Annotated in this window: 19 protein-coding genes; 10 read left to right on the forward strand and 9 right to left on the reverse strand. The window is 63.3% G+C overall.

Translation table 11 applies throughout. The features are described from left to right. Positions 1-55: 55 nt before the first annotated feature. From AC1D05_RS30170 to AC1D05_RS30185, 4 genes are all read left to right on the forward strand, one after another. Positions 56-634 carry a TetR/AcrR family transcriptional regulator gene (locus AC1D05_RS30170; RefSeq protein WP_477445837.1) on the forward strand — a complete coding sequence of 193 codons (579 nt, stop codon included), beginning with the start codon at positions 56-58 and terminating at the stop codon, positions 632-634. 47 nt (positions 635-681) lie between these two features. After that, complete coding sequence (fabF, locus tag AC1D05_RS30175) at positions 682-1,983, forward strand: beta-ketoacyl-ACP synthase II (protein WP_477445799.1); 1,302 nt, start codon at positions 682-684, stop codon at positions 1,981-1,983. Between the two features lie 69 nt (positions 1,984-2,052). Next, a complete protein-coding gene (locus AC1D05_RS30180) occupies positions 2,053-2,868 on the forward strand; it encodes an oxidoreductase (protein ID WP_477445801.1) in 816 nt (271 codons plus the stop codon). Positions 2,869-3,156: 288 nt separating this feature from the next. Further along, positions 3,157-3,729, forward strand: a complete 573-nt coding sequence (locus AC1D05_RS30185; protein WP_477445803.1) for a hypothetical protein — start codon at positions 3,157-3,159, stop codon at positions 3,727-3,729. A gap of 171 nt (positions 3,730-3,900) precedes the next feature. Here AC1D05_RS30185 and AC1D05_RS30190 read toward each other — a convergent pair whose 3' ends face one another. Continuing rightward, positions 3,901-4,746 (reverse strand): LysR family transcriptional regulator, encoded by an 846-nt coding sequence (locus tag AC1D05_RS30190; RefSeq protein WP_477445805.1) that lies wholly within the window; start codon positions 4,744-4,746, stop codon positions 3,901-3,903. Between the two features lie 171 nt (positions 4,747-4,917). On the opposite strand from AC1D05_RS30190, the gene AC1D05_RS30195 reads away from it, so the two are divergent. The 3 genes from AC1D05_RS30195 to AC1D05_RS30205 are packed head-to-tail and all read left to right on the forward strand — an operon-like array spanning position 4,918 to position 7,036. Further along, positions 4,918-6,003, forward strand: coding sequence for an amidohydrolase family protein (locus tag AC1D05_RS30195; RefSeq protein ID WP_477445807.1), 1,086 nt, complete (start codon positions 4,918-4,920; stop codon positions 6,001-6,003). After that, positions 6,003-6,389: a Rieske (2Fe-2S) protein gene (locus AC1D05_RS30200; protein ID WP_477445839.1), complete on the forward strand. Its 387-nt coding sequence runs from the start codon at positions 6,003-6,005 to the stop codon at positions 6,387-6,389. Before AC1D05_RS30195 ends, AC1D05_RS30200 begins: the two co-directional genes overlap by 1 nt. Positions 6,390-6,412: 23 nt before the next feature. After that, a complete protein-coding gene (locus AC1D05_RS30205; RefSeq protein ID WP_477445809.1) occupies positions 6,413-7,036 on the forward strand; it encodes an HD domain-containing protein in 624 nt (207 codons plus the stop codon). A 40-nt stretch (positions 7,037-7,076) separates the two neighbouring features. On the opposite strand, the gene atzF is transcribed toward AC1D05_RS30205, so the two are convergent. The 8 genes from atzF to AC1D05_RS30245 are packed head-to-tail and all read right to left on the reverse strand — an operon-like array spanning position 7,077 to position 15,423. Then, on the reverse strand, positions 7,077-8,936 hold the full coding sequence (gene atzF, locus AC1D05_RS30210; RefSeq protein WP_477445811.1) for an allophanate hydrolase: 1,860 nt from the start codon (positions 8,934-8,936) through the stop codon (positions 7,077-7,079). Further along, positions 8,933-9,283, reverse strand: coding sequence for a cupin domain-containing protein (locus AC1D05_RS30215; protein ID WP_477445813.1), 351 nt, complete (start codon positions 9,281-9,283; stop codon positions 8,933-8,935). The genes atzF and AC1D05_RS30215 overlap by 4 nt, the downstream gene beginning before the upstream one ends. Continuing rightward, positions 9,276-9,944 carry a cysteine hydrolase family protein gene (locus AC1D05_RS30220; protein WP_477445815.1) on the reverse strand — a complete coding sequence of 223 codons (669 nt, stop codon included), beginning with the start codon at positions 9,942-9,944 and terminating at the stop codon, positions 9,276-9,278. Before AC1D05_RS30220 ends, AC1D05_RS30215 begins: the two co-directional genes overlap by 8 nt. Continuing rightward, entirely contained in the window at positions 9,944-11,467 is a 1,524-nt protein-coding gene (locus AC1D05_RS30225; RefSeq protein ID WP_477445817.1) for an ABC transporter ATP-binding protein, read from the reverse strand. Before AC1D05_RS30225 ends, AC1D05_RS30220 begins: the two co-directional genes overlap by 1 nt. Positions 11,468-11,477: 10 nt before the next feature. After that, on the reverse strand, positions 11,478-12,179 hold the full coding sequence (biuH, locus tag AC1D05_RS30230; RefSeq protein WP_477445819.1) for a biuret amidohydrolase: 702 nt from the start codon (positions 12,177-12,179) through the stop codon (positions 11,478-11,480). Positions 12,180-12,207: 28 nt separating this feature from the next. Continuing rightward, positions 12,208-13,134: an ABC transporter permease gene (locus AC1D05_RS30235; RefSeq protein WP_477445821.1), complete on the reverse strand. Its 927-nt coding sequence runs from the start codon at positions 13,132-13,134 to the stop codon at positions 12,208-12,210. Beyond that, complete coding sequence (locus AC1D05_RS30240; protein WP_477445823.1) at positions 13,134-14,276, reverse strand: ABC transporter permease; 1,143 nt, start codon at positions 14,274-14,276, stop codon at positions 13,134-13,136. Before AC1D05_RS30240 ends, AC1D05_RS30235 begins: the two co-directional genes overlap by 1 nt. A 19-nt stretch (positions 14,277-14,295) precedes the next feature. After that, the gene (locus AC1D05_RS30245) at positions 14,296-15,423 is read right to left on the reverse strand and encodes a BMP family ABC transporter substrate-binding protein (protein ID WP_477445825.1); all 1,128 of its coding nucleotides are present in this window, start codon (positions 15,421-15,423) and stop codon (positions 14,296-14,298) included. Positions 15,424-15,696: 273 nt separating this feature from the next. Here AC1D05_RS30245 and AC1D05_RS30250 point away from each other — a divergent pair, with 273 nt between their 5' ends. The 3 genes from AC1D05_RS30250 to AC1D05_RS30260 all read left to right on the forward strand — a co-directional run. After that, positions 15,697-16,407, forward strand: a complete 711-nt coding sequence (locus AC1D05_RS30250) for a GntR family transcriptional regulator (RefSeq protein WP_477445827.1) — start codon at positions 15,697-15,699, stop codon at positions 16,405-16,407. A gap of 235 nt (positions 16,408-16,642) precedes the next feature. Then, positions 16,643-17,290, forward strand: a complete 648-nt coding sequence (locus AC1D05_RS30255; RefSeq protein WP_477445829.1) for a response regulator transcription factor — start codon at positions 16,643-16,645, stop codon at positions 17,288-17,290. A 308-nt stretch (positions 17,291-17,598) separates the two neighbouring features. Further along, positions 17,599-19,217: DUF5801 repeats-in-toxin domain-containing protein (locus tag AC1D05_RS30260; protein ID WP_477445831.1), on the forward strand; the 1,619-nt coding region annotated here is incomplete at its 3' end.

Here is a 19,217-nt window from a genome sequence, read left to right on the forward strand (position 1 = left end):
TTCGACTTCTATATCGATTATAGATTACGAACGCAATCAAAAAAGGAGACCAATGATGCGCGTGAGCCGAATTCAAGCCGCGGAAAACCGCGAGACCGTCATCAATGTGGCAAGCCGCCTTTTTCGCGAGCGCGGCTTTGACGGCATCGGCCTCAAGGATCTGATGAAGGGTGCAGGACTGACACAGGGCGCCTTTTACAAGCAATTCAAGTCAAAGGAGGACTTGGCAGCTCAAGCGTCCAGGCGGGCTATGGAGAGCGCCACCGACCGATGGTCGGCGGCAACTGCTGCAAGCCCTGAGCAGCCGCTCGAAGCAGTGATGTCCTTCTATCTCAGCATGGGCCATCGCGGAGAAAGGATGGACGGATGCCCGATCGTGGCACTCGGTTCGGATGCCGCCAGACAGGGCCAGGACGTGAAAGCGTCGTTCGAAGCAGGCATCAACGAGCATCTGGAGATCCTCGGCCGTTTCATTGCCGAGGCCAATGGCGAGCAGTCCGATAGCAAGGCCATGGCCATTCTCTCGACAATGGTCGGCGCGGTCCTCCTCTCGCGCGTCGTCAACGATCCCGATCTTGCGCAGGCTTTTCTGGATGCGGCGACCGATCAGATTCGCGCAGCAGTCGCCGCTTGAACGGCGTGCACGGTGCTGGCGCCGCACTCAACTTGATCGGAAAATAAATGCGACGGATTGTTGTCACAGGCATGGGAGCGGTCACGCCCCTTGCCGCCAATGTCGAAGCGTCATGGTCGCGCCTGCTGGCGGGTCGTTCGGGCATCCGCAGGCTTCCGGACGATGTGGTGGGAGATCTGCCGGCGAAGATTGGCGGCGTGGTTCCCTCCATGAAGGAAGACCCCGACGCCGGCTTCGATCCTGATGGCGTCCTGTCCGCAAAAGATCAGCGCAAGGTGGATCGGTTCATTCTCTTTGCGCTGGCTGCTGCAGAGGAGGCGCTTGCACAGGCGAAATGGAAGCCTGCCTTGGAAACGGATCGCCTGCGCACGGCAACGATCATCGCTTCGGGGGTCGGCGGGTTCCCCGCCATCACAGAAGCCGTGCGCACGGTCGACCAGCGTGGCCCCCGCCGCCTGTCGCCCTTTACGGTGCCGTCCTTCCTGGTGAACCTCGCAGCAGGCCAGATCTCAATCCGTCATGGCTTCAAAGGCCCATTGGGCGCACCAGTGACAGCGTGCGCGGCCGGCATCCAGGCGATCGGCGACGCGGCCCGTCTCATCCGCGCGAACGAGGCTGATATTGCCGTGTGCGGCGGCACGGAAGCATGCATGAACATCGTCAGTCTCGGTGGGTTTGCTGCGGCACGCTCTCTTTCAACCGGCTTCAATTGGGCGCCGGCTCAAGCCTCGCGTCCCTTCGACATATCGCGGGACGGCTTCGTCATGGGCGAAGGAGCCGGCGTGCTGGTCATCGAGGCGTTGAGCCACGCGTTGGCACGCGGCGCAACACCGCTCGCCGAGCTCGTCGGCTACGGCACGACGGCGGATGCTCATCACGTCACCTCTGGGCCTGAGGACGGCGGCGGCGCGCGCCGGGCCATGGAGATCGCGATTGCGCAAGCGGGGATTTCGCCGCACGAGGTTCGTCATCTCAATGCGCATGCGACCTCCACGCCAGTCGGCGACCTGGGTGAGATCGAAGCGATCAAGAGCGTGTTCAGGCGCGATCTCGCGATAGCTGTCAGCGCAACCAAATCGGCGACTGGACACCTGCTGGGCGCGGCCGGCGGGCTTGGAGCCATCTTCGCGATCCTGGCGCTCAGGGATCAGGTGGCGCCGCCGACGCTCAATCTGAGCGCTCCCGATCCGGCCGCCGACGGCATCGACTTCGTCGCAAACGCGCCCCGGCCAATGGAGATGGAATACGCGATCTCCAATGGCTTCGGCTTTGGCGGCGTGAATGCCAGCGCCTTGTTCAGGCGCTGGATCGCCCCGGCGGCCCGACGCGAGGGCCAGGGGCGCTCATAACTGACCCCGTTCGCTCCGAACTTTCATGCTTTCCAACTCCGGTCCAACACAAAGAAAGAAATGATTTCCATGAACAAGACCAATTCTGGCGTCGCTCTGGTGACAGGGGCATCTTCCGGCATCGGGCGCGCTACCGCCGATACCTTGCTAAGCGCCGGCTATCGCGTATTCGGAACCAGCCGTCGCGGAGCCGCCGAAAACTCCGGTGGCATTACCATGCTCGCCTGTGACGTGACCGACGACGCGTCCGTTACGAAAATGGTCGATGACGTTTTGGCCAAGGCCGGACGCATCGACCTGCTTGTCAACAATGCCGGCATGGGTCTGTTTGGCGGCGCGGAGGAGTCCTCGACCGCCCAGGCCCAGGCGCTGTTCGACGTGAACGTCTTCGGAGTTTTCCGCGTGACCAACGCGGTGTTGCCGGCAATGCGACGCCAAGGGAAGGGCAGGATCGTCAATTTGAGTTCGGTACAGGGGTTTATCCCCGCTCCCTATTTCGCGCTTTACGCGTCGACCAAACATGCCATCGAGGGCTATTCCGAATCGCTCGATCACGAATTGCGCTCGTTCGGCATTCGCGTTTCGTTGGTTGAGCCCGCCTATACCCGTACGTCATTCGAGGACAATCTCGCCGCCCCCGACCAGTTGCTCGATATCTACGACTCCGCGCGCGCCGGCATGACCTTAGCCGTACGGAAATCGATGGAAAAAGGCGATGCGCCGGAAGTGGTAGCCAAGACCGTTTTGGCCGTTGCGCTCGATCCCGCTCCCAAGAAACGCTATGCGGCGGGAAAAATGGCGCGCCAGGTCAGTTTGCTGCGCCGCTTCGTCCCCGCGTCCGCCTTCGACAAAAGCCTGCGAAAGCAACTCGGGCTGCCAGTCTGACGATTTCGACTGCAGACAAAACGAGGTCTTCGAATCCAGATGCTGGTATTGGGTAACCAACGTTCACATTGAGTAGAGGGCGCAATTCAAAATGGCTCCTCACCCAAGACAACGGAGCAGAAACCGCCGATCCGAGGAGTGGGGGGAAAGGCGGTAGCGCTCTCCCGCTACCACCATTCCCCCCACCCCATTTACGCCGTGGGGAAGGCACCCTCGCCCAAGAGTGCCGTTAGGCGCCCAGCGATTTCGATTTCAATTCCGCCGATCCTTGATGGATCTCGAAACACGGTGACAGTTTCGATCAAGTCCCGCATCGCCTCTGCAGATTCGGAGTCGCCAGTGGCAATGCCTTGGCAAACCCTGTCTGAAGTTGGTTCAGTTGTGCCTCGTAGCGTCCCAGCACCGCAGGATGCAATGCAATTACTCCGGTCGCGGCGGGCACCCGATCCAACTCGGGCCGAAGTGTTCTCAGACATACATGACATCTATTGCGAGCACGGATCGCACGGATCGATCGCCACCGTGCAGGAGATCGATATGCCTCGGGTGTTGCGCGATGCCATCGGCACGCATTGGCTGCTGCCGGGATCGCTAACCTTCACCGAGCCGACAAAGAAACCCGTGACAGTATATTCGCCTGACGTCAAAAGGCTTGTCCTTGCTTTGTTCAGCAAGGGCAGTCCAATTTTCGACTACCAGGAGGACGCAAATGCCGTTTTCAACTGGGCGGAATATTCCGAGTCGGAGCACCCCACTGTGGCGACGAATTGGGACAAGCTTCTTGCCGTGCTCTCAAACTCCACCGCTGCCTCCAGTGACTGTGTCAGCCGGAGTAAAGGCGGTGCCGCCTTTGTCCAGTGATGGTCACTTAGGCTGCTGTCGGAGGCGCGGCTGAAGGCCGACGAAATGATCCATGGTACGCCTGCCGCCTCGCAGGCCTGCACCGCGAGGTCCCCGGCTTCCCGGAGGGTCTCCGGCCGAGTTCACGCCCCCTCGAGCGACGTGCCGTCGATCTCTAACGCGGCCATTGAACTATGCCGTCATCTGCTTGAGCGCCTTGAGCAGGCGCAGATGCGTGTGGGAATGGTGGTGCCTGACATGCACGGCCGAATAGATCGGATGTGAGATCTTCGGCGCATCGGCAACCAGCTGCGCGGCGCCCTCCTGGCGCAATTTCATTGCCACCGTTTCGGTGACGAAGGCGGTGCCGCCCCGGCTTCGCAGGAGGTAGGCGACGGCGCCGCCATTTCCTGTCGACACCGGGACGTTTTCCAGCTCCGGCAGCATCTGCTTGTGGGCGCGATTGAAGAAGGCGGAATAGTTGGCCCGGATATAGTCCGCCGGCGTGACCGCGTCGAAGGCAACACCGCGCGTCGACACCATGACGAAATTCTCTTCGGCGATCTGCTCGTAATGCATGTCGGGAAGATGCTGTGGCGAGTAGAGCACCGCCAGGTCGAGGCTGCCGGTCGTCAGATCCAGGATCATCTGGTTCGAATAGTCGATCTCGACATAGATCGCCAGCTTGGGCATCGTCGTCCGCACCCACTCCAGCCACCCCTCCAGCACGCGCTCATAGAGCTCGAACTGGATGCCGATGCGGATGAGCTGGTCGAACTTGCCGACCGACTGGATCTCGCGGCGGGCATCGAGCCATCTGAGCTTGACGGCGCGCGCATGGTCCTCGAAGCGGATGCCGGCGACGGTCGGCTCGGTGCCACTCTTGCCGCGGATGAACAGCTGCTTGTCGAGCAGCGTTTCCAGCGAACGGATGCGGCTCGAAACGGTCGACTGGGTGATGCCCAGCCGCTCCGCCGTGCGGTTGAAGTTGCGGGTCTCGATCAGGTCCAGGAACGTGTCGAGCAGTTCGATCTGCATCTCGGCCACCCCAGCAAAAGCTTCGCAATGGCTACCGCTTTTTAGCCCGGCTCGACAATGGCTAATCGGATTCTTCGATTAACATCACTTGCCGGGTTGCGTTGCCGTATTCGCCCTTGAAGCGCAGATTTGCAGCAACTCTCAAACTCCCCCACGGCAGGTCATCCATCCATGTTCATCGTCGACACCGACGTCCACAATTACTGGTCCAGTGCCGAGGTCCTGCTCCCCTATCTCGAACCCTATTGGCGCGACTTCCTGGTTCGCGGCGAAAAGCCGGGGCCGGCGGGAAGCTTTCCGCACGGCCACCGCCCATGGCTGCATCCCGAGGGGTTTTCGCGGCATGACATCCGGCCGAACACCGAGGAGGACAACTATCTGATCATGAAGGAGAAACACCTCGATCTCTATGACATCGACGTGGCAATCCTCACCGCCGACGAGCCGCTGGAAGCCTCGACGCTGGCCAATTACCACTACGCCAACGCGCTGGTGAAAGCCTATAACGACTACATGATCGACTGGTGGCTGCCCAAGGACCGGCGCTTCAAGGGATCGATCATCATTTCGCCGACCGACCCGCATGGCGCAGCCGCCGAAATCCGCCGTCTCGGCGCCCACAAGGACATCGTCCAGGTGCTAGCCAGCCACGGCTCGCAACGCCCTTATGGCGATCCGTTTTATCATCCGATCTTCGAGGCCTGCGCCGAAGTCGGATTGCCCTTCGCCATCCATTTCGGCGGCCAGGGCGGCGTCAACCACAATGCCATCGCCAGCGGACCGACGACTTATTATTGGGAAACACATGCGCTGCTCAGCCAGCCGGCTATGACCCATGTCGTGAGCATGATTTCGAACGGCGTGTTCGAGAAATATCCCGACCTCTATTTCGTCGTCATCGAATGCGGCGTGTCCTGGGTGCCGTCGCTGATGTGGCGGCTCGATGCCAACTTCAAGGCGCTGCGCAAGGAGACGCCGTGGCTGAAAATGCTGCCGTCGGAATATTGCCGCCGCAACATCCGCTTCAGCACCCAGCCGCTCGAACAGCCGCAAAACGTCCGTCACCTCTGGGAAACGCTGGAGCACATGGATGGCCAGAACACGCTGCTTTTCGCCTCCGACTATCCGCACTGGGACTTTGACGCGCCGACCAACATCCACATCCCGCCAGCCTGGCGTGACAAGGTGATGGGACTGAATGCGCTGGAGGTCTACAAGCGCATCGAGGCGCCCGCCGCCAGCGCGAGGGTCGCGTGATGACGGCCACGGCTTTGGCCGCACCAGTGCGAGGCCGAACCTTTGCCTGCAAGGTCGACGAGGTCGCGATCGGGCAACCCAGGATCGTCGCTTTCGGCCGCATGAGCATCGGCATATTCCAGCTCGACGACGGCTATGCGGCCTTGCTCAACATCTGCCCGCACCGGGCAGGCCGGCTTTGCGAAGGGCCGGTATGCGGAACCACCAGGCCGACCGACCGGGCGGAATTCGTCTATGAGCGCGCAGGCGAAATCATTCGCTGTGCCTGGCACGGCTGGGAATTCGAGATCAGGTCAGGAAAATGCCTCGTCGATGACAGGCTGAAGGCGCGGACATTTCCGGTCGAGGTCGTCGGCGAAGACCTCTATCTCGAACTGGGCCGGTAGGCGGCGAACGGAAGGTGACGACAGTGGAAACGGTAAAATTCACCCAGATGAAGGATGGCGACCGCGAGGATTATGCTTTCCTGACCGACCATGAGATCGAATACGCCGCCGGCACGGCCGACCGGCTGCTGGCGGCCATGGTCGAACTCGACAAATCCCTGTCCGGCTACAAGGTGACGCGGCTTGGCCATTCGCTGCAGGCCGCAACGCTGGCCTGGAATGCCGGCGCCGACATCGACTGGGTGGTGTCGGCGCTGCTGCACGACATCGGCGACATCTACGCGCCTTACAACCACGATGAATATGCCGCCGCCATCATCCGGCCGTTCGTGCGCGAGCAATGTGCCTGGGTGGTCGAGAAACATGGCGACTTCCAGCTGCTCTATTACGGCGAGCATGTCGGCGCCAATCCGCACAAACGCGAGGCCTTCCGGGACAGCGCCTATTTCGACGATTGCGCCGAATTCTGCGAGAAATGGGACCAGTCCAGCTTCGACCCCGATTATCCGACCAAGCCGCTGGAATTCTTCGCGCCCCTGGTGAAAGAGGTTTTTGCGCGCAAGAGCTATGGTTCGGCAGTCACAAGAACCGGTGTTCGTGTTCCGATGTCAGACGACCATGTCGCGACAGTGCGATTGGCTATGTAGGACACATTGGCGGTTGTCTTACCCGGCTTATCGCAGCGCGCTAGGCGGCGGTGATCGAGACGCCGGCGGGCCAGTTCCGCCGCGGATCGCTTTGGTCGACCATGTCTTTGCCACGCGCGACAAAGCGGCGCCAGCCGCCGAATGAGGAGATGTCGAGAGCACCGTCCAAGCCAGCGGTTTCGACCAGAAAACCCTTGGCCGGGGTGCCGTCGTCGAGTTCGACCGTGCCGATGCCGAGCGGTGCCGGAATAGCGGCGACGAAACGGCCGAAGGCCGCCGGATCGAACCGCCAGATCTCGACCTCGATCCGCGTGCCGCCGTCGGCAACCCTGATCAAGCCAGGCTTGGGCACGGACTGGCCGGCCAGCGCATAGAGCTTGTAGGCGGCGGCCGTCCTGGTCGCGCGCAGGAACTGTGCACCGAGCTGGCTGAGCTGGCCGTTGAGCGGCATGCCGGACAGATGCGCGCCGACCACCACCAGGTCGATCAAACCGTCGCAGGGCGCGGCAGCGGCCGGCTGCAGGCCGAGCTGCGGCCAGCCTGTTGCACCGAGGACAAGGCCGCTCGCCGCATGGATATCGCGAGCAAGAACGGCGGTCAGCCAATCCCTGCCCGCCATGGCCAGCAAGGTCACGCTCATCGGCAACCCGTCGTCGCGCTTGCCGGTCGGCACGGCGATGCCGCACATGTCGAGCAGATTGACGAAATTGGTGTAGGTGCCGAGCCGGCTGTTGGTGGCGATCGGATCGGCAAGCACGGCGTCCAGCGCATAATGCGTCGGCGCGGTCGGCACGCAGAACAGGTCGACCGAAGCGATGACCGGGGCGAGCTTGGCCTTGTACGCCTGCAGCGCATAGAGGCCCTTGAAGGCGTCGGCCGCCGACAGGCCGCGCGCGCCGCCGATGATCTTGCGCGTTACCGGATGCATCGCGGCCTCGTTGGTGTCCATGAAGTCGCGGATCGCAGCGTAACGTTCGGCCACCCAGGCGCCTTCGTAGAGCAGATTGGCGGTGGCGTAGAAATCGCCGAACGGGATTTCGACCAACCGGCAGCCGAGCTTTTCCAGAAGGCCAAGAGCGACCTCGAAGCCGGCCTGCATCGAGGCGTCGCCGAAGAATTTCAGATCGGCCTTCGCCGGCACGCCGACGCTCAGCACCGGCGGGCGCGCGGCAAGCGCCGGCACCTTGATCGCCCGCGAATAGGCATCGGCCGCGTCCTTGGCGGCAGCGACGCCGAACACCGCATAGGCGTCGTCGACGGTGAGCGCGAACACCGAGACGCAGTCGAGCGTGCGGCAGGCCGGTACGACCCCGGCGGCCGACAGCGCGCCGACCGTCGGCTTCAGCCCGACGATGTTGTTGAGGCCGGCGGGGATGCGGCCGGATCCGGCCGTGTCGGTGCCGAGCGCGAAGGAGACGATGCCGCGCGCCGTCGCCACAGCAGACCCCGAGGAGGAGCCGCCCGGCACCAGACTGGCATCGACGGCGTTCCTCGGGATCGGATACGGCGTGCGCACGCCGACCAGTCCGGTGGCGAACTGGTCGAGATTGGTCTTGCCGACCACCAGCGCGCCGGCGGCCTTCAGCCGCGCCACCACGGTGGCGTCCTTGTCGGGCACATAGGCATATTCGGCGCAGGCGGCGGTGGTCAGCATGCCGGCGACATCGATGTTGTCCTTGACCGCGAACGGCACGCCCCACAGCGGCTTCGCCACCGGATCGAACGGCCCGAGCTCTTCCGCCTGCGCCAGCATGTCAGCTTTGCCGGGCAGATGGATGAAGATACCGGGATCGTCGGCCGCCGCGATGCGCTTATGAACGGCATCGATCATGGCGGCGACAGTGACACCGCTGGCATAGGCCGCGTGCAGACTGCCGATGTCGAAGCGGATCTCGCTCATGTGGCCTCCCCCAGAATGATCACCGGCAGGTCCCATTGGATCAGCACGACGCAGCCGTCCTTCGTCCACACCGAATGCTCTGTTCCGACCGGATTCAGGATGACGCTGCCCGCGGGATAACAGCCATTCTCGTCGCTCTGCGTGCCCTCGAGCACGACGATGGTTTCCAGCCCGACATGGCGGTGACGCGGCACGCCGGCGCCGGGCCGGTAGTCGAGGATCGCCACCGACGGTTCGACCGGTCCGCCCTTGAGCAGCCAATGCACCGTGATGCCCTCGCGAAAAGGCTCGAACGCCAGCTCGCGCCAGCCGCCACCGACGAGGCCGGCAAAACTCAGGTTAGCCATGGGCAAGTCCCTGCAGCACCTGGTCGGTCGTCGCCGTCCAGCCGACGATGGCGCCCTGGGCGCGGATCATGGCGATGGCCGCCGCCTTGAACTCGGGAAAATAACTTTCCGTGGCGTCTTCGGCGAGCAGGCACTCATAGCCGCGATCATTGGCCTCGCGCATCGTCGTCTGCACGCAGACCTCGGTGGTGACGCCGGCGAAAACCAGTTGCTGGGCGCCAAGCCGCTTCAGCTCGTCACCGAAGCTGGTCGCGTAGAAGGCCCCCTTGCCCGGCTTCTCGATGACGATCTCGCCCGGCAGTGGCTTGAGTTCGTCGAGGATCGCCGTTCCCGGCTCGCCGACGATCAGCACGCGGCCCATCGGCCCGACATCGCCGATGCGGATCGACGGATTGCCGCGGTTGCGTTTGGCCGGCGGCAGGTCGGAAAGGTCGGCGCGGTGGCACTCCATGGTGTGGATCACCGGCAGGCCGGCGGCGCGGAACCCCTCGATCAATTTCTTCACCGTCGGCACGATCGCCGTGACGCGACTGACATCGTTGCCCAGGCTGGCGCCGAAGCCGCCCGGCTCGGCAAAGTCACGCTGCATGTCGATGACGACCAGCGCCATCGTCTCGGACTTGAACGCAAAGGCAAACGGCTGCGCGTCGATTTCAGCCATCAGTGATGTCCCGCCATATGCTCGCCGATGGTCTGCACGCTCGCCCCAGCGATCGGCGTCTCGTAGACCAGCGCGCCATCCGACATGACGAAGATGCGGTCCGACAGTTCCAGGAGCTCGTCGAGGTCTTCCGACATCAGCAGCACGGCCGCACCCGCGTTGCGCGCCTTCATGATGCGGGCGCGGATTTCGGCCACCGCCGAGAAATCGAGACCGAAGCAGGGGTTGGAGACGATCAGCAGATCGACCTCGCCGGTCAGCTCGCGCGCCAGCACCGCCCGCTGCACATTGCCGCCCGACAGCGAGGCGATGGGCGACGAAAGCGAGGCGGTCTTGACCTTGAACTGCTCGACCAGCCGGGCGCTGAAGGCCCGGATCGCACTGGTGCTGATCCAGCTCACCGGCCGACCGTTGCCATCCATGTCGAAGGTGCGGAAGGAGATGTTCTCGGCCACCGTCATTTTCGGCGCACAGGCATTCTTCAGCGGTTCCTCGGGAATGAGCCGCACGTTGAGCGCGCGCGCCTCGGCCCGCGTCGCCGCATAGGCGGAGCCGCGCACCAGCACCTCGCCACCGTCACGCGGACGCTGGCCGGCCAGCACTTCCAGGAACTCCTTCTGGCCGTTGCCCGAAATGCCGGCAATGCCGACGATCTCGCCCGAACGCACGCCGAGGTCCTCGATGCGGATCGACTTCAGCCCGGTGCGATCCGGCGCCTTCAGCGATTTGACCTTGAGCACGATCTCGGCATCCGGCTTTGGGGCGGCGCGGCTGTCGAGTGCGGCGATCGGCTGGTCGCCGATCATCATCGCCGCCATCGCCTTGTGGTCGAGATCGGCGACGCGGCCGGTTCCCGTCAGCTTGCCCTTGCGCAGCACGCTGACATCGTCGGCGAAGGCGGTGACCTCATGGAATTTGTGCGAGATCATCAGCACGGTGAGGTCGCCAGCCTTGGTCATGTCGCGCACCAGGCCCAGCACCTCCTGCGCCTCGCCGGGCGTCAGCACCGAGGTCGGCTCGTCCAGCACCAGGAACGAGCTGCCGAGATAGAGCTGCTTGATGATTTCGAGCTTCTGCTTCTCGCCAGCGGCGAGCTCCGCCACCTTGACGTCGAGCGGCAGCTTGAACGGCATGCGCTCCATGAACACGGCGAGATCGCCACGCTCCTTGCGCCAGTCGATGATGCCGGGAACCTTTTCGCGCGAGATGACCAGGTTTTCGGCACCGGTCAGCGAAGGGACGAGGGTAAAGTGCTGGTAGACCATGCCGAGCCCAAGCGCCGAGGCGTCGCGCGGACTGGCGATCGCCACCTCGCGGCCATCGACCAGCATGTCGCCCGATGTCGGGTGATAAAAACCCATCATGCATTTGACCAGCGTCGACTTGCCGGCGCCGTTCTCGCCGAGCAGCGCGTGGAAGGAGCCCGCCGGCACCTTCACCGACACGGCGTCCAGCGCCGTGAAGCCGCCGAAGCGCATGGTCATGCCGATGGTTTCGACGCCGACCGCTTTCCTGTCACTCATCGCGGCCTCCTCACGGCAGCTGCGCGACGAGCGTTTTCGAATTCGACACCGTGCCGAAGACGCCGCCCTGCATCTTGATCATCTTGATCGCCGCCAGATGGTTGCCGAAGTCGGTCGCCCCGCAGCAATCTTCCAGCATCATGCATTCATAGCCGCGGTCATTGGCCTCGCGCATGGTGGTGTGCACGCAGACATCCGTGGTGATGCCGGTCAGCACGATGTTCTCGATGCCGCGCTGGTTGAGGATCAGCTCCAGATCGGTGGCGCAGAACGAGCCCTTGCCCGGCTTGTCGATGATCGGCTCGCCTTCGATCGGATAGAGGTCGGGGATGATGTCCCAGCCCGGCTCGCCGCGCACCAGTATGCGCCCGCACGGGCCGGGGTCGCCGATGCCGGCATTGATGCGGCGTGAGCGCCAGCGCTTGTTGGCCGGCAGGTCGGCAAGATCGGGTCGATGCCCCTCGCGCGTGTGGATGATGGTGTAGCCCTTGGCCCGCATGGCCGCCAGCACCGCCTCGATCGGCTCGATCGGCGCCCGCACCAGCGACAGATCGTAGCCCATATGGTCGACATAGCCGCCCGGCCCGCAGAAATCGGTCTGCATGTCGATGATGATCAGCGCCGTATTGTCGGGTCTGAGGTCACCATTGTAAGGCCACGGATAAGGCTCGGCGTCGATCGTATGCTGGATGAATTCGGCTCTGGCGTTCATAGGCAAAACTCCAGTCATTTGGTGCCAGTCATTTGGTGATCGACAATTCGCCCGGCGCACCCGCAAGCGAGCGTGTCGGCGACGAGGTGGCGATCATGATGATGAGGGTGAGGATGTAGGGCGCGGCGTAGAACAGGTAGTAGCCTTGCGTGACGCCGACCGACTGCAGCGCCGGGCCAAGCGCGCCGGCCCCGCCGAACAGCAGCGCGGCGGCAAAGCAGCCGAGCGGGTTCCAGCGCGCGAAGATGACCAGCGCCACCGCCATCAGGCCCTGGCCCGACGAGATGCGCTCGGTCCAGCTGCCGGGATAGTAGAGCGACAGATAGGCGCCGCCGATCCCCGCCAGCGCACCGCCAACGCCGGTGGCGAGCAGCCGCACCGTGTCGGGGTTGAGGCCCATGGCGCGCGCGGCATCCGAACTGTCGCCGACGACGCGCACGATCAGCCCGGCGCGCGTGTTGCGGAAGGCCCACCACAGGATGACCGACAGCACCGCGCCGATCAGGAAAAGCACGTTGACGTCGAGTGCCGCCTGCACCTGCGGAACATCGGACCAGCCGCCGAAAGGGATGGCCGGCAGATTGGGCGCCTTCGGCTTGATGAACGGCTTGCCGAAGAAGAAGGCGAGCCCCGAGCCGAACAGCATCAGCGCGATGCCGATGGCGATGTCGTTAACCCCACGGAATTTGCAGATCCAGCCGTGGAACAGGCCGAAGCACAGGCCGGCGAAGGCTGCGGCCAGCAGGCCGAGCCAGGGCGAGTTGGTCATCACCGCCACCGCATAGGCGGTCATGGCGCCAAAGACGAGCGTGCCTTCGAGCCCCAGATTGATGCGGCCGGACCGCTCGGTGATCGCCTCGCCCAGCGAGACGAAGATGAACGGCGTCGACACGCGGATGGCACCGCCCAATATGGCCAGCGGCACGCCCCAGAGGCCGATCTCTGTCGCGTCCATCAGGCGGTCCCCCTCGACAGATCGGGCCTTTTCCAGAGATCGGGATTGAAGGCCTTGAAGCGGCCGTAGAAGGTTTCGCTGAACAGGATGACGATGAAGATCATGCCTTGCAGCACCAGCACGGTCGCGTCGGGCAGATCCATGCGGCGCTGGATCAGCCCGCCAGAGGCGTCGATGCCGCCGAGCAGTATGGCGACCGGGATGATCGCCAGCGGGTTGTGGCGGGCCAGGAAGGCGACGAGGATGCCGGTGTAGCCATAGCCGGCGGCGAGCGAGGCATTGGCGCTGCCTTGCACGGCGGCGACCTCCAGCATGCCGGCCAGCCCGGCGAAGCCGCCGGCGAGCGCGGTGAAGCCGACGATCAGCGGTCCGACGGCCAGTCCCTGCACCTGTGCGGCCCGCACATTGCCGCCGGCGATGCGGGCGGCGAAACCCCAGCGGGTCTTTTCGATGAGCACCCAGGAGAGCATGCAGGCGACAACGCCGACCACCAGGCCCCAATGCACGTCCATGCCGGGAATGTTGCCGATGCGGTAGATGTCGGCCAGCGGCTGCGTCGACGGCTTGTTGAGCGAGGCCGGATCGCGCAGCGGCCCTTCCACCAGCTGGTTCATCAGCGCGATGGCGATGTAGGCCATCAGCAGGCTGGAGATGGTTTCGTTGACGGCCCGGTAGTGGCGCAGCGCGCCGACGGCACCGATCCAGATGCCGCCGGCGGCCAGGCCCGCCACGCCCATGGCAAGAATGACGATTGGGGAAGGCGCGCCGCTGAGCGCCACGCCGATGGCAGCGGCACCGACGCCGCCGAGCACGATGGCGCCCTCGCCGCCGATGACGACGAGGCCAAGCCGCGCCGGCAGCGCTACACACAGCGCCGCCAGAAGCAGCGGTGCGGCCCGCGACAGCGAGTTCTGGATGGAGAACCAGGAGCCGAAGCCGCCCCGCCACATGGTCTCGTAGAGCAGGATCGGCGACTTGCCGACGAGCGCAATGAACAGGCTGAACAGCGCCATGCCGACGATCAACGCCGCGAGCGGAATGACGAAAGCCTCCGCCCGCCGCGCGATCCATTCCAGTGCCGCCGGATAGAGCCTGCCACTGAAGAGTGCCGGCGCACTGGCTCCTGTCACCGTATCCGTCATCGCCCCGCTCCCCCTCGGATCACGCGGTCGAGCCGACGACGCCCTCGACCAGATAGTCCATGCTTTCGAGTTCGATGGCGGTTTCCGGGAAGGCCTGGCTTGCTGTCGCGACGACAGCGCCCTTGTTGCTCTTCAGCGGACCCTTGATGACGGCGAAGCCGCCCTTCATCATTTCGGCCAAGGTGGCGTCGAACTGCTTGCGCGCCGGTTCGCCGACGGCGGGGCCGAGCGGGCTCATCTTGACGAAACCGTCGGCCAGGCCGCCGCGCGTGAAGTTCGGCAACGGCGTGCCGGCCACCAGATCGTCGACGAACATCTTGTAGACCTTGGCCCAGTTCCATTCGGCGCCGGTGAGGTATTTTTCCGGCGCCAGCGGGCTCTGGTTGGCGTGGTAGCCGCAGACAAAGGCGCCGCGCCCGGCTGCCGTCTCGACCACCACTTTCGGGCTGTCGACATGGCAAGTGATGACATCGGCGCCCTGGTCGACCAGCGCGTTGGTGGCTTCCGCTTCCTTGACCGCCAGCGACCATTCGCCGGTGAAGATGACCTGGCAAGTGATGGTCGGATCGACCGAGCGCGCGCCGAGCAGGAAGGAGTTGATGTTGAGCAGCACCTGCGGGATCGGCTTGGCGGCGACGAAGCCGAGCTTCTTGGTCTTCGAGGTGTGGCCGGCGACGACGCCGTTGAGATACTGGCCCATGCCGATATAGCCGAAATAGGAGCCGGCATTCATCGGATGCTTGGCCTTGTCCCACATGCCACCGCAATGGCGGAACTGCACGTCGGGGAATTTCGCGCACATGGCCAGCATGTGCGGATCGAAATAGCCGAACGAGGTCGGGAAGATCAGCGAGGCGCCGTCGAGATTGATCATCGATTCCATCGTCTTCTGGACATCGACCGTTTCCGGCACGTTCTCCTCCTCGACGACGGTGATGCCCTCGATGCCCTTCAGCGTCGCCGCCCCTTCGGCATGCGCCTGGTTGTAGCCATAGTCGTCCTTCGGGCCGACATAGATGAAGCCGACGGTCGCGGCGGCGGCAAAGGCCCTGCTGACGGGAAAGGCCGCGGAGGCAAGCACGAAGGCGGCTCCGGCGGCGGAGGTCTTGAGTAACTGGCGGCGGCTAAGCATGAATGTGTCGGTCATGTGAATGCTCCCCTGTAGGACCCTTTCCGGGTCGGTTAACGCCTTCTCAATAAAGTGCATGCAATCACCGTGCCAATTCAGAAGGAGAAATTTCACTAATAAAATCAATGATAGCCGCAATGGGTCATGCACAAGTGAGAGGCAATTGCATACACTTTTTGCCTTGAAAACAGCCAATTTGACAGGCAGATTAAAACATAGGCATAGAGGGTGCGGCCTGAGTCGGGATCATGCCGTTTGGCCGCAGGATTTCATGGCTTGGGACGCCGAAGCATGGGAGGCGATCGAGATTTGTCGGCAAAGCGCAGGTTGATCCGGTCGGGCACGACCGTCGATCAGATGGTGCGGGCGATCGGCGACCGCATCGTCACCGGCGTGCTGCGTCCGGGCGAAAAACTGGATGAGGTCTCGCTTGCCGCCCGCTTCGAGGTTTCACGCACGCCGGTGCGCGAAGCGCTCGGCCAGCTCAGCGCCATGGGCCTCGTCGAAAGGCGCCCCAACAGGGGCGCCATCGTCGCCGTCGTCACCCAGGAGCATCTCACCTCGATGTTCGAAAGCATGGCTGAGCTCGAAGGCATATGCGCGCGCTTCTGCGCCGAGCGCATGACCGGCAGCGAACGCCGCGCGCTCGAGACCGAGCACCAGGCGTCGGCGCGGCTGGTGCGGCTGGGCGCCGAGGAAGATTATGAATACTTCAACACCGAGTTCCACAGCAGGCTCTATCGCGGCGCCCACAGCACGCACATCCAGGAGCTGACCGCGACGACGCGCAGTCGCCTCGCCCCCTTCCGCCGCGCCCAGTTCAGGCTGGCCGGTCGGCTGGCCAAATCCTGGCAGGAGCATGACGCCATCGTCACCGCGATCCTGCGCGGCGATGCCGCTGCCGCAGGCAAGGCGGCCAAGGATCACGTGTCAATCGTCAGCGAAGCGAGCGCGGCGTTTATCGTTGGCGACCAATCGAGAGCCGAGCCGCAACACCCTTAAAGATAAAGAGCCCTCCGGCTTACATTCAGGGCCGGAACCCCGACGAATGGGCTGCCACGACCATTGTACGGCGCGCCGCCGTGCGGGGTGTCCGCGCCGGCCTGTTCGATAGCCTGGCCTTGTCATCATAGCAAACTATATATTAGCTATTTCTTGACAAACTGCCTTGGCTCTGGTTTGCTAACTTCACAGATATTTTACCAAGTTCGTTGCGTTTTTTACGGACGGTGTTCGCATGTCGACTTTGGTTGTCGCGGACCCGCGGGGGGTGTATCTCGCCGGTCTGGAGTGGGTTCTCCGGAAGGCTGGACACGATGTCGTCGCCCAGTGCCGCCGCCCTGTCGACGTTCTCCCCCATGTGGAGCGCCATCGGCCCGATCTCGTCATCGTCGGCATGGATATCGCGGACCCGCAAATGGCCGGTCTTTCCTCCCGGCTGAAGGCCTGCGACAGCGCTCTCGGCGTCATCTTCATCCTGCAGCCAAACAGCAGGCTCGACATCAAGGACATACAGACGCTTGACTGCGACGGTCTGCTGCTCGACGGCATCAGCCACCGCTATCTCGTCGAATGCGTGAATGCGGTGACGGCGGGCAAGAAGTGGATCGACAACAAGATCGTCCAGCAACTGCTGATGCCCCGATCGCAGCCCCAGCCGACGTCCAGGCTTACGGGGCGTGAAATCGAAATCGCCGACCTCGTCTCGCGCGGATTGCGCAACAAGACAATCGCGCAGCGGCTGCATCTATCCGAAGGCACGGTGAAGATGCATCTGCATCACGTCTACGAGAAGCTGCACCTCGGCGGTCGGGCGGAATTGGCCTGGGCAGCGCATGGCAAGGTCGCCGAGCATCCGGGACCGCGCCGCACCGACCTGATCTGACGATCGCCTTCAACTGGCATCTACATGGTACCCGCAACAGGCCGCAAAGCCGCCTGACGGCATCGTCCGTGATATCAGCGCAACGCCCGTGCCAGCCTGATCTATCGAAGGATATATATCGTTCGATCAGGGACGGCCATTCACCATAACACTATCCAACCGGGAATGGACGCGCCCTCTGCGCCAGCGGCACAATCGAGGATTAAAGGCCGCATAGCGCGCGACCGGATGCACTCGGGTAGGGGCATTCCGGCATGACCGGACGTGCGGATCGTTCGAATCAAATCTCGCCAAAGGGGACAACGATCATGACCACCACCATAGACATCAATGGCACGCTGACCCTCGACCAGACTTCCGGAATCCAACCCAATGATACAGCCATCGGCAGCGATCTCACCGGACTTTCGACGGCCTTCAAGGATTTCCTCAACGGGCTAACCGGCGACCTGCAACTGTCGGCAGGCCAGCTCGCCTTCGCCGATAATGTCGAGGCGGCGGTCAGCGGCGCCGGTCTTGTCACTGTCAATCCGGACGGCGCGACGATCAGCAAGCTGTTCTTCTCCGATGGCAGCGGCGCCCCGCTCGACGGCGACCAGGTCATCTACAACGGCAGCCCGCTGCTGACGGTCGATGGCAGCCAACCTATCTATCTGCATTCCTATGCAAACGGAACGATCGTGCTGGCCACCACCAGCGCCGCCGAGGGCGTCGGCGATGTCGTCGCCGCCTTCTATCTGAAGGCGGCCGGCGACAATCTCACCGCGAGCGTCGAGATGGTGACCTTCCAGGCCATTGCGCACCCGGATAGCACCAACCCTGACGACACGATCGACTGGACCAACCTTCTCAACGTCTCGGCGACGGGCTCCACATCTTTCAATTTCGACAATCTCGCCTCGGGCAATAATCTGTTCGTAGCCGTAGGCACATCCGGCGCGGGTCTGGTGGTGAGCGGCATACATCCGGTCATTCATACCGACGGAACGCTCGACAACTCAGGCGACAACATCAAGACCAGCCAGGGCGGCATCGGCGCCACCATCGGCGTCAACAACCAGATGTTCGACCCGGGTGAGACCGCGGTGTTCAGCTTCGTCAAGGGTCAGGCACCGGGCACCTACGGCGACATCGACAACATGAGCTACACGGACTTCATCGATGTCACCGATGCCAAGCTGTTCATCTCCCAGACGGAAGGGAGTCCCGGCACCAACTTCACCGTGAAAATCGGCGCGTTCAGCGCCGGCGGCGCTTCGACTGATCCCGAGGCCGGCCGCAGCTACATCGACAACAATCTCGGCAGCGGCGCCAACCTTGGTAACGACGGCGTCGCACAAAGCGCGCTTAAAGACGACACGGTGGTCGCCATCGTTCGCGTCATCATTAGGGATGGTAACGGTGTGGTGCTCACCACTGCGAATATTGGCGACGTTAACAGCTATGTCACCTTCAACGCGGACGGCACCATAACCGCGCAGCATCTCAACGATTCCTATACGGTGCAGTGGTTCACCGACAACAGCGGCACACAGGCCGTGGAGACCTTCAACCGCTTCCAGGCGACGGCGGTGGTCGGCAAATTCGACGTCGGCCGTGTTGACCTGTCGCAGGGCGTGACGGTCACCGAATCCGTCGGCGACAAGCTGCACACCAACGATGATGGCCCGAGCATCTCCACCACCGGCAATGAGCCGACGCTGACCGTCGACGAGACGGTTCTTACAACGGACGCCCACGCGAGCTTTGCAGGCAACTTTATCTCCAGCTTTGGCACCGATGGGGCCGGCACGTTGACCTACGCGCTAAGCGCCGTGGCAGGCCCTTCGGGTCTGGTCGACACGGCGACCAATCAGACGGTCATCCTCTCGCTCAATGGCGGCGTCGTTGAAGGCCGCACCGCCACCAGCCACGACCTCGTGTTCAC

It is taken from the genome of Mesorhizobium sp. P2_E9 (assembly GCF_056403815.1).

What these genes read in the sequence shown, in the direction of transcription:
- AC1D05_RS30240 (WP_477445823.1), bottom strand. Translation starts at nt 14,276, where the DNA reads ATGACGGATACGGTGACAGGAGCCAGTGCGCCGGCACTCTTCAGTGGC.
- AC1D05_RS30200 (WP_477445839.1), top strand. Translation starts at nt 6,003, where the DNA reads ATGACGGCCACGGCTTTGGCCGCACCAGTGCGAGGCCGAACCTTTGCC.
- atzF (WP_477445811.1), bottom strand. Translation starts at nt 8,936, where the DNA reads ATGAGCGAGATCCGCTTCGACATCGGCAGTCTGCACGCGGCCTATGCC.
- AC1D05_RS30195 (WP_477445807.1), top strand. Translation starts at nt 4,918, where the DNA reads ATGTTCATCGTCGACACCGACGTCCACAATTACTGGTCCAGTGCCGAG.
- AC1D05_RS30215 (WP_477445813.1), bottom strand. Translation starts at nt 9,283, where the DNA reads ATGGCTAACCTGAGTTTTGCCGGCCTCGTCGGTGGCGGCTGGCGCGAG.
- fabF (WP_477445799.1), top strand. Translation starts at nt 682, where the DNA reads ATGCGACGGATTGTTGTCACAGGCATGGGAGCGGTCACGCCCCTTGCC.
- AC1D05_RS30250 (WP_477445827.1), top strand. Translation starts at nt 15,697, where the DNA reads ATGGGAGGCGATCGAGATTTGTCGGCAAAGCGCAGGTTGATCCGGTCG.
- AC1D05_RS30180 (WP_477445801.1), top strand. Translation starts at nt 2,053, where the DNA reads ATGAACAAGACCAATTCTGGCGTCGCTCTGGTGACAGGGGCATCTTCC.
- AC1D05_RS30255 (WP_477445829.1), top strand. Translation starts at nt 16,643, where the DNA reads ATGTCGACTTTGGTTGTCGCGGACCCGCGGGGGGTGTATCTCGCCGGT.
- AC1D05_RS30170 (WP_477445837.1), top strand. Translation starts at nt 56, where the DNA reads ATGCGCGTGAGCCGAATTCAAGCCGCGGAAAACCGCGAGACCGTCATC.
- AC1D05_RS30220 (WP_477445815.1), bottom strand. Translation starts at nt 9,944, where the DNA reads ATGGCTGAAATCGACGCGCAGCCGTTTGCCTTTGCGTTCAAGTCCGAG.
- biuH (WP_477445819.1), bottom strand. Translation starts at nt 12,179, where the DNA reads ATGAACGCCAGAGCCGAATTCATCCAGCATACGATCGACGCCGAGCCT.
- AC1D05_RS30235 (WP_477445821.1), bottom strand. Translation starts at nt 13,134, where the DNA reads ATGGACGCGACAGAGATCGGCCTCTGGGGCGTGCCGCTGGCCATATTG.
- AC1D05_RS30225 (WP_477445817.1), bottom strand. Translation starts at nt 11,467, where the DNA reads ATGAGTGACAGGAAAGCGGTCGGCGTCGAAACCATCGGCATGACCATG.
- AC1D05_RS30190 (WP_477445805.1), bottom strand. Translation starts at nt 4,746, where the DNA reads ATGCAGATCGAACTGCTCGACACGTTCCTGGACCTGATCGAGACCCGC.
- AC1D05_RS30245 (WP_477445825.1), bottom strand. Translation starts at nt 15,423, where the DNA reads ATGACCGACACATTCATGCTTAGCCGCCGCCAGTTACTCAAGACCTCC.